Origin of the sequence: Methylobacterium sp. HMF5984, assembly GCF_045033435.1 — a bacterium.
In the GTDB taxonomy this organism is placed as follows: domain Bacteria; phylum Pseudomonadota; class Alphaproteobacteria; order Rhizobiales; family Beijerinckiaceae; genus Methylobacterium.
In genome coordinates this window covers 1,293,130-1,307,880 of the sequence record NZ_JBJFLN010000001.1, presented here as the reverse complement: position 1 = coordinate 1,307,880, position 14,751 = coordinate 1,293,130, and the positions used below count along the sequence as shown (strand labels likewise).

Below are 14,751 nucleotides of genomic sequence, written 5' to 3'. Positions count from 1 at the left end.
ATCGAGCCCGCGCGATCGCCGGCATCCTCGTCCCGTGACGCCGCACGTCCCGACGCCGGACAGCGCCTTCGTCCGCATCCAGAAGCTGTTCCGGACGACGGCGTTCAAGCTGTCGATCGCGTACCTCGTCGTGTTCGCGGCCTGCGCCGGGGTGGCGCTCGGCACCATCGCCTGGAGCGCCCGTCGCGTCCTCGACGACCAGATCGTCTCGACGATCGACGCCGAGATCAACGGGCTCGCCGAGCAGTACAACGGCGGCGGCCTGCGCCGGCTGATCTCCGCAGTCGAGCGAAGGGCGGCCGAGCCCGGCGCCTCGCTCTACCTCGTGACCACGGCCAACGGCGACCACGTGGTCGGCAACGTCGGCGACCTGCCCGCGAGCGTGCTGGCGACGCCGGGACAGGCGGAGACCGTCTACGGCCGCAGCCGCGAGACGCAAGGGCGCGAGACCCATCGCGCGATCGTGCGCATCTTCACTTTGCCCGGCGGCTTCCGGCTGCTCGTCGGCCGCGACGTCGAGGAGCGCGACCGCCTGCGCGGGGTGATCGCAAGCACCTTCGGCACCTCGCTCGCGGTCGTGGTGCTGCTCGGCGTCATCGGCGGCTGGGTGGTCGCCGGCCGGGTCCTCAAGCGGGTCGACGCGATGACCGAGACCGCCGGCACCATCATGGCGGGCGATCTCGGCCGCCGCCTGCCAGTCGCGGGCAACGGCGACGAGCTCGATCGCCTCGCCCAGAACCTGAACCTGATGCTGGAGCGGATCGGCGAGCTGATGCGCGGCCTGCGCGAGGTCTCCGACAACATCGCCCACGACTTGAAGACGCCGCTGACGCGCCTGCGCAACCGCGCCGACGAGGCGCTTCGCGGCGAGCGCTCGCCGGACGCCCTGCGCGCGGCGCTGGACGGGGTGATCGAGGACAGCGACGGCCTGATCCGGGTGTTCAACGCGCTCCTGATGATCGCGCGGCTCGAGGCGGGCAACGCCCGCGAGATGATGGCACCGTTCGATCTCGGACCGTCCGTGCGGGCGATCGGCGAGCTCTACGAGGCGCTGGCCGAGGAGCGCGGCCAGCGCCTCGACGTGTCGGCGCCGGACGGCTTGCTCGTCGACGGCAACCGCGAGCTGGCGGGGCAGGCGCTCGCCAACCTCCTGGACAACGCGATCAAGTACGGCGCCGAGGCGCGCGGCGGGTCGCCGGGCGGGATCGTGATGGCGGCGTCGCGGATCGGCGCGGAGATCGTCGTCACGGTGGCCGATCGCGGCCCGGGCATCCCGGAAGCCGAGCGCGGGCGCGTCCTCGACCGCTTCGTGCGCCTGGAGGACGCCCGATCGGCACCGGGCTTCGGCCTGGGCCTGAGCCTCGTCGCCGCCGTCGTGCGCCTGCACCAGGGGCGCCTGACGCTGGAGGACAACGCGCCCGGCCTGCGCGTGGCGATCGCCCTGCCGGCGGCGGGCGCCGCGAACCGGCAGAGCCAGGACGCTCCGTCGGAGGGCGGGGCCTGATCGCGACGGCGACCTTCGCCGGCCGGGACAGGGCGGCCTGCGCGACGAAGCGCGGACCAACCGGCCCACGATCGTCACCCGCCGGTGCGTCGGCCGACGACCGGCATGGTGGCGGGCTGCGCGCCCTCAGCTCTCGGCGGTCGCTTCGTCGGTCTCCGAAGCCGCCTCGTCCTCGGACGCGTCCTCGTTCTCGAGTTCCGCATCGGCCTCCGCATCCGCGTCGGCGGACGTCGCCTTGGCAATGCTGATGAAGTCGCCCCGGCGGATCGCCTCGCCGCCCGAGGCCATGGTGCTGAGGTAGGCGTTCAGCGTGGCCGGCGCGACGTCGGGCAGGCGCTGCGCGATCTGGGCGGTGGACAGGCCCTGCGGGCCGGCGCTTTCCAGGAGGGCGCGGAGCCGGCCCTTCGCCGAGTTCGCCCGGGGACCGCGCGGGCCGCGCGTCGAGGTCTGGCCGGGCGTCGCGACGCGCTCGGCGCTCCTTCGGGCCGAGCCGTCGCCGAGCGACACGGCGGCATCGAGCGGCGTGTTGTCGACGATCGACCGCAGCGCCCCCTCGGCCATCTGCAGCTTTGCCAGCTCGGTCCCGATCCGCTCGTACTCGGCCTGAAGGAGATCACGGCGCTGGCTGATTTCCGCAAGTGCCTTCGTGATGGTGTGATCTTCTGCCATGGCCGCCTCTACTCTCGAATGGGGGCCATAACTCATAGGCGCCAAGACGGGTCAAGACCGGCAAGGGCATTGCCATCTGTACGTCAGGAAAACCGCCCTGCGGATGCCGACGCCCTGGCCTGAGGCCGCGGACCGGGTAAGACACGATCGCCGGGCCGCTGCGACGAGCCCGGCGCTGGAACGCATGCGATGACCGAAGACCCAGCCGCCGGCCCCCACGCCTCGATCGACGCGATCGCCGCGCGCTTCGAGCGCTGCGCCGCCACCATCGGGGTCGTCGGACTCGGCTATGTCGGCCTGCCGCTCTGCCTCGCGGCGACGGAGGCCGGCTTCGCGGTCGTCGGCTTCGACATCGACGCCGACAAGCCGGCGATGCTGATGCGCGGCGAGACCTATCTCGAGCACATCCCGGCGCCAGCGGTGGCGGCGATGGCGGGAAGCGGCCGCTTTCGCGCCACGACCGATTTCGACGGCCTGGCGCAGGTCGACGCGATCCTGATCTGCGTTCCGACGCCGCTCACCCGGCAGCGCGAGCCCGACCTGTCGTTCGTGCGCACGACCACGCAGGAGATCGCGAAGCGCCTGCGGCCGGGGCAGCTGGTCGTGCTCGAATCCACCACCTGGCCGGGAACGACCGATCAGGTCGTGCGGCCGCTGCTCGAGGCGCTCACCGGCTATCGCAGCGGATCGGACTTTTTCCTCGCCTTCTCGCCCGAGCGCGAGGATCCCGGCAACCGCGCCTTCAGCACCGCGACGATCCCGAAGATCGTCGGCGGCGACGGCCCCGCGGCGGCGCGGCTCGCCGAGGCGCTCTATGCCCCGTTCGTCGCCCGCACGGTGATGATGTCGTCCACCGCGACGGCGGAGGCGACGAAGCTCACTGAGAACATCTTCCGCGCCGTCAACATCGCCCTGGTCAACGAGCTGAAGGTGATCTTCGACGCGATGGGGATCGACGTCTGGGAGGTCATCGAGGCGGCCAAGACCAAGCCGTTCGGCTTCACCCCGTTCTATCCGGGCCCCGGCCTCGGCGGGCACTGCATCCCGATCGATCCGTTCTACCTGACGTGGAAGGCGCGCGAGTTCGGGATCGCGACGAAGTTCATCGAGCTCGCCGGCGAGATCAACCAGCAGATGCCGGGCTTCGTGCTCGACAAGCTGATCCGCGCGCTCGACACCCACGCCGGACGCGGCCTGTCGGGCAGCCGGATCCTGATCGTCGGCCTGGCCTACAAGAAGAACATCTCCGACATCCGCGAGAGCCCGGCGCTCAGGCTCTGGTCGATGCTGGAGGCGCGCGGCGCGCGGGTCGCCTACCACGACCCGTTCGTGCCCGCGGTTCCCGCGACGCGGGAATATAGGACGCTTCAGGGGGCGAGATCGGTCGCGCTGACGGACGGGACGCCGGCGTCGTTCGACGCCGTGCTGATCGTGACCGACCACGACGCGGTCGATTACCCCGCGATCTGCGGGAGCGCCCGGATCGTCGTCGATTGCCGCAACGCGCTTCGCAGCCGCGGGCTGACCGCGAAGATCGTGATCTCGGCGTGATGGCGGCGCGGTCTTCCCTCCCTCCTTTGCGGGAAAGGAAACGCACCCGACCTTCCGGTTCGATCCGACATCCTAAGACAAATACGCCTTCAGGTTCCGGCGGATGCGGTCGAGCGGGACCTCGGCCGGGTCCGGCAGGGTGAACGTGGCGCCGGTGATCGTCTCGTAGGCGTTGATGTAGACGGCCGCCGTCTCCAGCACGATTTCGGCCGGGATTTCCGGGATCGGGTCGTTGTAGGGGTCGCAGCGCGCCACCACCCAGTTGCGGACGAAATCCTTGTCGAAGCTCTCCGGGGCCGCGCCGGCGGCGAAGCGCTCGGGATAGGTCTTCGCGAACCAGTAGCGGCTGCTGTCGGGGGTATGGATCTCGTCGGCGAGCACGATGCGGCCGTCGGCGTCGGTGCCGAACTCGTACTTGGTGTCGGCGAGGATCAGCCCGCGCCGCGCCGCGAGGTCCTGGCCGCGGGCGAACAGCGCGAGCGCCGTCTCCGATACGGTCCGCCACTGCGCCGGCGTAAGCAGGCCCTGGCCCAGGATCGCGTCGGCGGTCAGCGGCGCGTCATGGGCGCCGTCGGCGGCCTTGGTGGTCGGGGTGATGATCGCCTGCGGCAGCCGCGCGTTCGGGCGCATCCCGTCCGGCAGGGTATGGCCGTACATCGTGCGCGCGCCGGCCTTGTACTGCGTTAGGATCGAGGTCGCAGTGCTGCCGGCGAGGTAGCCCCGCACCACGATCTCCACCGGCAGGATGTCGAGGCGTTGCCCGACGAGCACGTTCGGGTCGGGATAGGCGAGGACGTGGTTCGGGCAGAGGTCGGCGGTCGCCTCGAACCAGTAGCGGGCGGTCTGCGTCAGCACCCGGCCCTTGAAGGGGATCGCGGCGAGCGCCCGATCGAAGGCGCTGATCCGGTCGCTGCTGATCAGGATGCGGCGCCCGTCCGGCAGGTCGTAGTTGTCGCGCACCTTGCCGCGATAATGGTTCGGCCATTCCGGCAGCGTCGCGTCCTCGAGGACTTGGTGGGCGTGCGGGGCGAGGGATGCCGTGTCCAAACCGGGTTGCTCCATCAGGCTGCGCGGATGACCGGACGCGGTGTGAACCAGCGCACGCGGCGTGACCAGCCCCCGCCTCCGATGCGGGGCGCGAGCCTTGCAGGACGGCGCCGCTCATGAAACCGCTCCGACCTGCGCGCGGTCCGCAGGCCCGGCTCGATCCGACGAACGTGAAGCGAGGGATTCTCGACGTGTCCCACACCCATCGACCGCCGCGCATCTTCGAGACCGTCGAGGGAGGGCGCCTCGCCGAGACGCGGACCGACCCCGCCTGGCGCCTGTGGGGGCCGTATCTCAGCGATCGGCAATGGGGCACGGTGCGGGAGGATTACAGCGCCGACGGCGCGGCCTGGGACTACCTGCCCCACGACCATGCCCGCTCGCGCGCCTATCGCTGGGGCGAGGACGGCATCGGCGGCTTCGCCGACAAGGACCTGAGTTGGTGCCTGTCGCTCGCCCTGTGGAACGGCCGCGACCCGATCCTCAAGGAACGCCTGTTCGGCCTGACCAATGCCGAGGGCAATCACGGCGAAGACGTCAAGGAGCTGTACTACTACCTCGACGGCGTCCCGACCCACGCCTACATGCGGATGCTGTACAAGTACCCGCACGACGCGTTTCCGTATTCTCGCCTGACCGAGGAGAACGCGCGCCGCGGCCTCGACGACCGCGAGTTCGAGCTGATCGATACCGGCCTGTTCGACGCGGGCCGCTACTGCGACGTCACCATCGAGTACGCCAAGGCGGGGCCCGACGACGTGCTGATGCGGGTGACCGCGATCAACCGCGGCCCGGATGAAGCGACGCTGGCGCTGCTGCCGCAACTGTTCTCGCGCAACACGTGGTCGTGGGCGAACGGCCCGCGCCCCGACCTGCGGCTCGCCGCCGACGGCACCGTGCTCGCCGTCCACCATGCCATGCCGGCGATGCGGCTCCATGCCGACGGGGCACCGGAATGGCTGTTCTGCGAGAACGAGACCAACGCCCACCGCCTGTTCGGCGCGCCGCAATCCGGCTACCCGAAGGACGGAATCGGCCGTCGCGTGGTCGACGGGGAGATGGACGCGGTCAATCCTGACCGGTCCGGCACCAAATGCGCCGGCGTGCACCGGCTGACCATCGCGCCGGGCGGCGAGCAAAGCGTGCGCCTGCGCTTCCGCATCGCGGAGGCGTCCGGCGACGCCTTCGCCGACTTCGACGCGGTGTTTTCCGCCCGCATCGCCGAGGCCGACGCATTCTACGCCGCGTTGCAGGCCGACATCGCGGATGCCGACCGCCGGGCGGTCCAGCGCCAGGCCCTGGCCGGGATGCTGTGGTCGAAGCAGCTCTACCATTACGACGTGCGCGAGTGGCTCGACGGCGACCCGGCCCAGCCGGCCCCGCCCGAGGCGCGCAAGGCCGGCCGCAACGCCGATTGGCGCCACGTGCGGGCGCACGACATCATCTCGATGCCGGATGCCTGGGAATACCCGTGGTTCGCCTCATGGGACCTCGCGCTCCAGAGCCTCGTCTTCGCGACGATCGACCCCGATTTCGCCAAGGGGCAGATCCTGCTGCTGCTCGACGACGCCTACGGCCACCCCAATGCCGAGGTGCCGGCCTACGAGTGGAACTTCTCCGATGCCAATCCGCCGCTGCACGCCTTCGCCGCGTGGCGGGTGTTCTCCCTCGACCAGGCGCTGACCGGGCGGCCGGACCACGACTTCCTGCTCCGGGTGTTCAACAAGCTGACGATGAACTTCACCTGGTGGGTGAACCGCAAGGACGCATCCGGGCGCAACCTGTTCCAGGGCGGCTTCCTCGGGCTCGACAACATCGGCCTGTTCGACCGCTCGAAGCCGATCGCGGGCGGGGCGCTGACGCAGTCGGACGCGACCGCCTGGATGGCGATGAACGCGCTCGAGCTGATGCGGATTGCGGTGGAGCTTGCGCTGCGCGATCCCGCCTACGAGGACATGGCGGAAAAGTTCTTCGAGCATTTCCTGCTGATCGCCGATGCCGCCGCGCGCAGGGGCGGCCTCTGGGACGAGGCCGACCAGTTCTTCTACGACGTGATCGAGACGCCGGGCGGCGAGCGCATCCCGATCCGCGCCCGCACCCTCGTCGGGTTGATCCCGATCTGCGCGGTCGCCGTGCTGCGCAAGACCGACCTCGTGAAGCTGCCCGGGCTGCAGAAGCGGCTGCGCTTCTTCCTGGAGAACCGGCCCGACCTCGCATCCCTGGTCTCGCGCTGGCAGGAGCCGGGAGAAGGCGGCACGGCCCTGCTGTCGCTGCTGCGCGGCCATCGCCTCAAGGCGCTGCTGCGGCGGATGCTCGACGAAGGCGAGTTCCTGTCGCCGCACGGTATCCGCGGCGTCTCCAAGGTCTACGAGCGCACGCCGTTCCACTTCGTCTGGGACGGGGCCGACCTGACCCTGCCCTACGAGCCAGCCGAGTCGCGGACGCGGCTGTTCGGCGGGAACTCGAACTGGCGCGGGCCGATCTGGCTGCCGATCAACTACCTGCTGATCGACGGCCTGCGCCGGTTCCACCGCTATTATGGGCCCGACTTCCGGGTCGAGGCCCCGACCGGCTCAGGGACCTTCCTGTCGCTTCAGGAGATCGCCGACGAGCTGGCGAACCGCATGATCGCGCTCTCGACCCGCGGGCCGGACGGGACGCGCCCGTCCCAGGCGACGAGCCGGCTGGAGCAGGAGGACCCGCATTTCCGCGACCACGTGCTCTGCTACGAGTACTACCACGGCGACACGGGCCGGGGCCTCGGCGCCTCGCATCAAACCGGCTGGTCGGGCCTGGTCGCGCTGCTGATCCAGCAATGCGCGCTCGGTCCGATCCACGCGCTGTCGCCCTCGGGCGCCTCGTGACTACTGGGTGAGCCGCAGCGTGCCGATGCTGGCCGCGATCTGGTTGAAGGCCGAGATGAGGCTGTTCGAATCGTTGGCGACGAACGATTGGGACGCCGTCGTCGCGCAGTTGCTCAGGAGGTTCAGGCCGGCACTGTCGATCGGGTCCGAGGGCACGCTGAAGCCGATCGTGTAGATCGAGATGCCGGCGCTCTTGGCGTTGCTGCAGGCCAGGGCCGTCAGCGCGTCGAGGGCGGCGCGTGCGTTGCTCGCGTTCGTGACGTTCTGGTTGCCGGGCGGGAGCCGCGGATTCGGCGTCGAACCGTCGACGTTCTGGAAGTAGCCGGCGGCGAAATACATCGACTGATTGAACGGCGAGTAGCCGTTCGTCGCCCAGCTGTTGGCGCCGTCGGTCATCAGGATGATGATCTTGTTGACCGTGCTCGACGCGTAGGGCGCACCGTCGGCGAAGACGCTGCTCGGCGACAGCGTCCGCCAGCCCCACATCAGGCCCTCGTGGATGTTGGTCGATCCGAGCGGCGCCATCGCGTTGATCAGCGACTTCAGCGTCGCCGTGCTGCTGGTCAGCCGTTGGAGCGGGCGGGTGGTGCAGCCGAAATTCGGGCCGTTCGGGATGCCGGTATAGCTGTTCGACGCGGTCGGCGATGCGTCGCGGGCGTTGACGTACTTGCAGGCGCGGCCCTCGGCGGCGGCGAAGGTGGTGCTCGACTGCGACTGGCTCGCACAGCTGTTGGCGTTGGTGTAGTCGTCGATGTAGCTGTTGAAGCTGAACGCAGAATTGTTGTTGTAGCCGGCGAAGGTCGTGCTGCCATCGCCCGGCTCGTCGGGCGCGAACATCGGCACGTAGTACGAGCTTGGGTTCGAGCTCGTCGGCGCGCCGTCCTGGACGTTGAGCGGATAGGGCAACGTTTCCAGGCACCCGGCCCAGCCCCAGCCCGAGTAGGCGCTCTGCAGCGCCGTGAAGAGGCCGAAGCGGTTGGTGAAGCCGGCGGAGGCCGGTGCGATCACGTTGGTCCAGTGATAGGCCGACTTGCCGTTCTGGTCGATCCAGGTGGCATAGCGGTAGGCGGCCGGATCGACCGCGACCGCGGCGGCGAACGGCACGATCGAGATCTTGGTGCCGGTGGCGAAGGCGGCGTTGGTGTACACGTAGTCAACGAAGTTCGTCGCCGCCGTCTGCACCGCCTGGAGCTTGCTCTGGCCGCCGCTCGATTCCGCCATCGAGCCGGTGTTGTCGAGCACCAGGGCAATTTCGAAGGTCTTGGGCACCGGGGTGGCGCAGCGCGCCGACCCGCCCGGCCGCGGGGCCGTCACGCCCGTGATGCGGCTGTAGAAGACCGGCGAGACCATGTGCGTGGTCAGGGTGATCTGGCGCGGGTTCGCCGTCACCGCCAGCGGGTCGACCGTGAGGCCGGTCGCGCCCATGTAGCCCGTCATCATCGCGACGGCCTGGGTCTGGAGAGCCGGGTTCGTCGTCGCCATCGGCGTCTGGCACAGAGCGAGGGCGGTGGCGTCGGTCGCGGCCTGGAGCTTGGTCTCCATGTAGGTGGCGAAGCCGTAATCGATCGCGGCGCCGGTGAAGCCGAGGAGCGGCAGCGCGAGCAGCCCGAACAGCAGGACGACGTTGCCGTCGCGCTGCCGCGCGAAGCGGCCGAGATGTCGGCACATCGAGATCCTTCGAGGTGTCGAGCGGGCCGGGGTCACGGGCATGCTGCGCCTCCCGGCATCCAGACTTCGGTGTAGGTGGATTTGGCGGGCTGCCCGCCGCGCGCCGGCCAGGGCATGCTGGATTTGAGCGTGATCGTGCTCGTGGCGCCGTTGACGAGCTTGACCAGCGCCGAGCCGAGCATCGGCGTGTAGGGCATGCTCACCTCGGTGAGGACGTAGCGGACCCCGTTGGTGCGGAATCCGGTCGGCACGGTGAGGTCGGAGGCGGCGCCCGTGGCGCGGGGCGACGCGTTGGCGTTGGCGGTGCTGGAACAGACCCGCGGGATCAGGTTGAGGTTCGTGAGGTCGACCGCCATCGCGCTCACCACGATCTTCACGCCGCTGGCGTCGAACGGCTTCAGCACCAGGGTCGAGGTGGCGAGGATGTCGCGCATCAGCGACGCGTCGATCGGGTTCTGGGCGTCGCCCTGCGCAGTCAGGTCGGACACCGTCCGGGCGAGCTGCGTGACCTTCCGCCAGTTGTCGACCGCGTGGGCGTACTCCGAAAGGCCCACGAAGATCGCGAGCAGCACGGGCAGGATCAACGCGAACTCGATCGCGGAGACGCCGCCGGACGCGCGTGCGAACCGAGCGAAGGCCCGCTCGGACGCGCCTGAGCTATGAAGAGGGGAACACCGCACCATCCCGGCCCTCAGCATCCGGTCGAGGCGGTGGTCTGGTACGGCTCGGTGCGGAACACGGCCGTGGACTGCAGCAGATGCGTCCCGTCGGCGAAGCTCATCTGGGCGAGGTCGAGCAGGCTGAAGAACACCGGCACCTTCACGGCCGCGGTGACGACGACGATCGATCCCGGCTTCGCGCAGGCGTAGCTCGTCCCGAAGCCGTTGTTCCAGGTCCTCGTGGTGGCGTTCATCGGCGTCGCGCTCGACCCGGCCGCGAACGAGCTCGCCAGCGACACGTCGATCTTCACGCTCGAGCAGTCGAACAGCGTGAAGGCCCGGTTGGCGCCCGTTCCGCACATCGCGTCGTTGAGCTTCTGCAGCAGGACCGCCGCGCTGGTCGTCCCGCTGTTGGCGATCTGGAACTGGCCGGTGAACAGGCCGCGCACCGCGTTCTGGACGGTGCGGTCGAAGTTCTGGCCGGCCCAGATCACGAACGCGATCTGGATGATCGCGCCGACCAGCGCCAGGAAGGGCAACGAAACGAGGGCGAACTCGACCGCGGCGGCCCCCTCGGCGGCGGCGGCGAACGTGCGGATCGGTGACGGACGAAATGCGCGGACGAGGCGGCGAGGCATGACACCTGAGGCGGATGAGATACGTTATTTAGACGCTATCCACCCGAAGATCTAAACCAAAGTTGAATCGCCCTACCAACCCTAGATGACATCCTGCGGCGTCATCGCGACATGAGCACAACCCTCGGTCGCACGGAACGCCCCCTCATCTAGGACAATAAGGCGATCGTCCGGGATAAAGACTTGCGGAGAGCCGCGCATCATGTCGGCCGGGAAAAAATGACTTTCCGCCGTTCGCGATCTGCTCGATCCGTGAGCGACGATGCTTTGGAACCCGGAACGAAAAAGGCCCCGGATGCGTGATCCGGAGCCTTCACAATATCAGGAGCAAGGTGCCGACGGCGCCCGGCGGGCGGGTGCTGCCTAGAACGGGATGTCGTCGTCGAGGTCGTAGTTGCCGCGCGAACCGCCGCCACCGCCCGCGGGCGCCGGGGGCTGACGCCGCTCGCTGCCGCCCTGGGAACGGCCGCCGCCATACTCGCCGCCGCCGCCGCCGCGGCTGACCTGGCCGCCGCCCTCGTCGTCGGCCGCCATCTCGCCACCGCCGCCGCGCCCGTCGAGAATCGTCATCTCGCCGCGGAAGCGCTGGAGCACCACCTCGGTGGTGTACTTCTCGACGCCGGAATTGTCGGTCCACTTCCGGGTCTGGAGCTGGCCCTCGATGTAGACCTTCGAGCCCTTGCGCAGGTACTGCTCGGCCACGCGGGCGAGGTTCTCATTGTAGATCACGACCGAGTGCCACTCGGTCTTCTCCTTGCGCTCGCCCGACGCCTTGTCCTTCCACGACTCGGAGGTCGCGAGGCGCAGGTTGACCACCGGATCGCCGGAGCCGAGGCGGCGCGTCTCGGGATCGCGCCCGAGATTGCCCACCAGAATGACCTTGTTGACGCTGCCCGCCATCGCTCTCTCCTTCGCCGTCGGATCTCACAGGGCTCGGTCCGGCCGAACCCGCGGGTGCTCTTCATGAGCCTCGGGACGAGCCCGGGCAACCGGCGCATCGGCGCTTGTCCCCATCACCCACACGCGGCGCCGGCCTCCTGTGTTCTATCTTTGTTCCGATTATGCGGCAAGCCGGAGCCGCATCGCGTGACGCCGGCTGCGGGGTCCCGCTCAGGCGACGTGGACGATGAGCTTGCCGAAGTTGCGGCCCTTCAGAAGGCCGATGAAGGCCTCGGGCGCGTTCTCCAGGCCCTCGACCACGTCCTCGCGGTACTTCACCGATCCATCCGCGATCCAGCCGCCGACCTCCCGCTCGAAGGCGTCGATCTGGCTCGCGAAATCCCAGACGATGAAGCCCTGGATCCGCAGGCGCTTGGTCAGCACCGCGCGCATCAGCAGCGGCGACCGGTCGGGGCCGGGCGGCAGCTCGGTGGCGTTGTAGCCGGCGATCAGGCCGCAGACCGGCATGCGCGCGAAGTCGTTGAGCAGCGGCAGCACCGCCTCGAAGACCGCGCCGCCGACGTTCTCGAAGTAGACGTCGATGCCCTTCGGGCAGGCGGCGGCCAGCGCGCCGGGCAGGTCGTCGGAGCGATGGTCGACCGCGGCGTCGAAGCCGAGCTCGCGCGTGAGGTAGGCGCACTTCTCGGGGCCGCCCGCGATGCCGACGGCGCGCGCACCCTTGAGCTTGGCGATCTGCCCGACGAGCGACCCCACCGGCCCGGCGGCGGCGGCCACCACCACGGTCTCGCCGGGCTTCGGCTCGCCGATGTTGAGGAGCCCGGTATAGGCGGTCATGCCGGGCATGCCGAGGACACCGAGCGCCGTCGTCGGCGGTGCGACCGCGGGATCGACCTTTCGCAGGCCCTTGCAGTCGGACACCGAGAACTCCTGCCATCCGCCGAAGGCCTGGACCAGGGTGCCGACGGGGAAGTCCGGGTGCTCGGAGCGCATCACCTCGCTCACCGTCCCGCCGGTCATCGGCTCGCCGATGCCGACCGGCTGCGCGTAGGATTTCGCCGCGCTCATCCGGCCGCGCATGTAGGGGTCGAGCGAGAGCCAGCGTGTGCGCAGCAGGATCTCGCCGGCGCGCGGCGTCGGGACGACGGCCTCCTCGAGGCGGAAGTTCTGCAAGGTCGGCTCGCCGTGCGGACGCGCGGCGAGGACGATGCGGCGGTTCTTGGCGGCCATGCCGGGTCTCCGTGAGGGTCGAGGATCGATCGGCCTATCATGTCGCAGCGGCGAGGCCCGATGTCACCGTCGCGCGCGTTCCGCGTTGCCCGATCGAACCGATCCCCAAAACACGAGAGCAACCGCATGCGCGTCGGATCCGGACTCGCCCTCGCCATCGCGTCGATCACCCTCGCCGGCCAGGCCGCCGCAGCGCAGGACCCGCTGGCGCGCTATCGCCAGGCGTCGCGCGTGCTCGTCCTGTCCGCCCCGGATGCCGACGATCGCCGGCTCGCCGAGCAGCGCGCCGCCGTCGAGGCGGCGCGTGCCGGGTTCGGCGAGCGGGATCTCGTGGTGGTCGAGGCGGTGGGTGATGGGGAAAGCGCCGCGGCGATCCGGCGGCAGCTGCGCCTTCCGGCCGACGCGTTCCGCGCGGTGCTCGTCGGCAAGGACGGCGGCGCCAAGATCACGGCGGCGGAGCCGATCCCGGCACTGCGGCTGTTCTCGACGATCGACGCGATGCCGATGCGCCGGGACGAGATGCGCCGCCAGCGCTGAGCCGAAACAAAAAAGGGCCGCCCGCGGGCAGCCCTCTTTCTCGTTTCCGTCGTCGATCCGCTCAGTAGCAGCGCTCGACCAGCACGCGGCGATAGCCGTACGGCGTCCAGCGGACCCGGGGAACGGTCACGCACTCGCCGCCGTAACCGTAACCGTAGCCACCGTAGGCGGCCGGGGCGTAGCCATAGCCGTATCCGTAACCCGGGTAGCCGTAGCCGCCGTATCCCCCGTAGAGGCCGCCGGCGGCGAGGCCGAGGCCGACACCGAGACCCAGGCCGCCGAGGCCGTACCCGTAGCCGCGGCCGTAACCGTAGCCCCGATATCCGCCGAAGCCGCCGCGATAGCCGCCGAAACCGCCCCGGAAGCCGGCGCCACGGAACCCGCCGAAGCCACCGCCACGAAACCCGCCGAAGCCGCCGCCGTGAAACCCACCGCCATGGAAGCCACCGCCGAAGCCGCGCGCCTCGGCCGACGCCGGCAGGTAAGCGAGCGCTCCGACCATCAACGTCGAAGCAAGAAGAAGACGCTTCATCAAACCATCTCCAGAAGAGTCGTGACCGTAACCCCCATCATCCGAGAAACGCGCAGGCGCCGATTTCGGTTCAGGCTGCGACATTCGAAACCGCCTCCTTGCTGCGGCCATCGCGGCTGCTTGAAAAGCGTCGCATTCTGAGGTGAGGAGACGCGCCGCAGGCGTGCGAATGGCTCGGCTGGTTCGAGGCCTCACGATGATGTTACGTCCGACCCTGGCGGCGGCTCTCGCCTTCCTGGCCGTCTCGAGCGGCGGCGCGCGCGCGGAAACGGCCGTCCCAGAGGCCTGCCGGCCCGTCCAGGCGCAGGGCGACAGCTTCACCGTGTGCACCGTCGATCTCCGCCGCCAGCGCGTGCGGCTGTTCTGGCTCGGCGCCGACGGGCAGCCCTATTCGTCGCTCTCGGCGCTCGCCGAGAAGCAGGGCCCGCGCCTGAGCTTCGCGATGAACGCCGGCATGTACGACAAGGGCCAGGCCCCGGTCGGCCTCTACGTCGAGGACGGCCGCGAGATGAAGGGCGTCTCGACCGCCAACGGGCCGGGCAACTTCCACCTCAAACCGAACGGCGTGTTCTACGTGAAGGGCGAGCGCGCCGGCGTGCTCGACACCGGGCACTACCTCAAGGCACGCCTGAGGCCCGACTTCGCGACGCAGTCCGGCCCGATGCTGGTAATCGACGGGCAGATCCACCCCAAGATCTCTGCCGACGGGCCGAGCCAGAAGATCCGCAACGGCGTCGGCGTCCGCGACGACGGGCGGGTGGCGGTGTTCGCGATCTCGGAGCATCCCGTCACCTTCGGCGCCTTCGCGCGCCTGTTCCGGGACGACCTCGGCTGCCGCAACGCGCTGTTCCTCGACGGCAGCGTGTCGAGCCTCTACGCGCCGGCGCTCAAGCGCAGCGACATCAGCCGCCCGCTCGGGCCGATGGTCGGGGCGGTCGCACGATAGGGACGGCCC

Annotated in this window: 13 protein-coding genes; 5 read left to right on the top strand and 8 right to left on the bottom strand. The window is 69.7% G+C overall.

The features are described from left to right. The first annotated feature begins 34 nt into the window (after positions 1–34). Positions 35–1,504, top strand: coding sequence for an ATP-binding protein (locus tag ACFZ8E_RS06170; RefSeq protein ID WP_405042325.1), 1,470 nt, complete (start codon positions 35–37; stop codon positions 1,502–1,504). A gap of 126 nt (positions 1,505–1,630) precedes the next feature. Here the strand turns inward: ACFZ8E_RS06170 and ACFZ8E_RS06165 are convergent, their stop codons facing one another. After that, complete coding sequence (locus tag ACFZ8E_RS06165) at positions 1,631–2,173, bottom strand: hypothetical protein (RefSeq protein WP_405042324.1); 543 nt, start codon at positions 2,171–2,173, stop codon at positions 1,631–1,633. A gap of 189 nt (positions 2,174–2,362) precedes the next feature. Here ACFZ8E_RS06165 and ACFZ8E_RS06160 point away from each other — a divergent pair, with 189 nt between their 5' ends. Continuing rightward, entirely contained in the window at positions 2,363–3,724 is a 1,362-nt protein-coding gene (locus tag ACFZ8E_RS06160; protein WP_405042322.1) for a nucleotide sugar dehydrogenase, read from the top strand. Positions 3,725–3,796: 72 nt separating this feature from the next. Here the strand turns inward: ACFZ8E_RS06160 and ACFZ8E_RS06155 are convergent, their stop codons facing one another. Then, positions 3,797–4,771, bottom strand: coding sequence for a phosphoribosylaminoimidazolesuccinocarboxamide synthase (locus tag ACFZ8E_RS06155; RefSeq protein WP_405042321.1), 975 nt, complete (start codon positions 4,769–4,771; stop codon positions 3,797–3,799). 170 nt (positions 4,772–4,941) lie between these two features. Between ACFZ8E_RS06155 and ACFZ8E_RS06150 the strand changes: the two genes are divergently transcribed. Next, the gene (locus tag ACFZ8E_RS06150) at positions 4,942–7,635 is read left to right on the top strand and encodes an MGH1-like glycoside hydrolase domain-containing protein (protein WP_405042320.1); all 2,694 of its coding nucleotides are present in this window, start codon (positions 4,942–4,944) and stop codon (positions 7,633–7,635) included. Here the strand turns inward: ACFZ8E_RS06150 and ACFZ8E_RS06145 are convergent, their stop codons facing one another. The 5 genes from ACFZ8E_RS06145 to ACFZ8E_RS06125 all read right to left on the bottom strand — a co-directional run bounded on the left by ACFZ8E_RS06145 (position 7,636) and on the right by ACFZ8E_RS06125 (position 12,727). Beyond that, on the bottom strand, positions 7,636–9,345 hold the full coding sequence (locus ACFZ8E_RS06145; protein WP_405042319.1) for a pilus assembly protein TadG-related protein: 1,710 nt from the start codon (positions 9,343–9,345) through the stop codon (positions 7,636–7,638). Beyond that, positions 9,336–9,986 carry a TadE/TadG family type IV pilus assembly protein gene (locus ACFZ8E_RS06140; RefSeq protein ID WP_243935249.1) on the bottom strand — a complete coding sequence of 217 codons (651 nt, stop codon included), beginning with the start codon at positions 9,984–9,986 and terminating at the stop codon, positions 9,336–9,338. Before ACFZ8E_RS06140 ends, ACFZ8E_RS06145 begins: the two co-directional genes overlap by 10 nt. 8 nt (positions 9,987–9,994) lie before the next feature. Next, entirely contained in the window at positions 9,995–10,600 is a 606-nt protein-coding gene (locus ACFZ8E_RS06135; protein WP_147727330.1) for a TadE/TadG family type IV pilus assembly protein, read from the bottom strand. Between the two features lie 363 nt (positions 10,601–10,963). Beyond that, positions 10,964–11,500, bottom strand: a complete 537-nt coding sequence (gene ssb, locus ACFZ8E_RS06130) for a single-stranded DNA-binding protein (protein WP_243934693.1) — start codon at positions 11,498–11,500, stop codon at positions 10,964–10,966. A gap of 210 nt (positions 11,501–11,710) precedes the next feature. Continuing rightward, entirely contained in the window at positions 11,711–12,727 is a 1,017-nt protein-coding gene (locus ACFZ8E_RS06125; protein ID WP_243934694.1) for an NADP-dependent oxidoreductase, read from the bottom strand. A 126-nt stretch (positions 12,728–12,853) separates the two neighbouring features. Here ACFZ8E_RS06125 and ACFZ8E_RS06120 point away from each other — a divergent pair, with 126 nt between their 5' ends. Further along, positions 12,854–13,264: a DUF4174 domain-containing protein gene (locus ACFZ8E_RS06120; RefSeq protein WP_405042318.1), complete on the top strand. Its 411-nt coding sequence runs from the start codon at positions 12,854–12,856 to the stop codon at positions 13,262–13,264. Between the two features lie 61 nt (positions 13,265–13,325). Here ACFZ8E_RS06120 and ACFZ8E_RS06115 read toward each other — a convergent pair whose 3' ends face one another. Further along, the gene (locus ACFZ8E_RS06115) at positions 13,326–13,796 is read right to left on the bottom strand and encodes a hypothetical protein (protein WP_147727334.1); all 471 of its coding nucleotides are present in this window, start codon (positions 13,794–13,796) and stop codon (positions 13,326–13,328) included. Positions 13,797–13,992: 196 nt separating this feature from the next. Here ACFZ8E_RS06115 and ACFZ8E_RS06110 point away from each other — a divergent pair, with 196 nt between their 5' ends. Then, complete coding sequence (locus ACFZ8E_RS06110; protein WP_147727335.1) at positions 13,993–14,742, top strand: phosphodiester glycosidase family protein; 750 nt, start codon at positions 13,993–13,995, stop codon at positions 14,740–14,742. Positions 14,743–14,751: the final 9 nt, after the last annotated feature.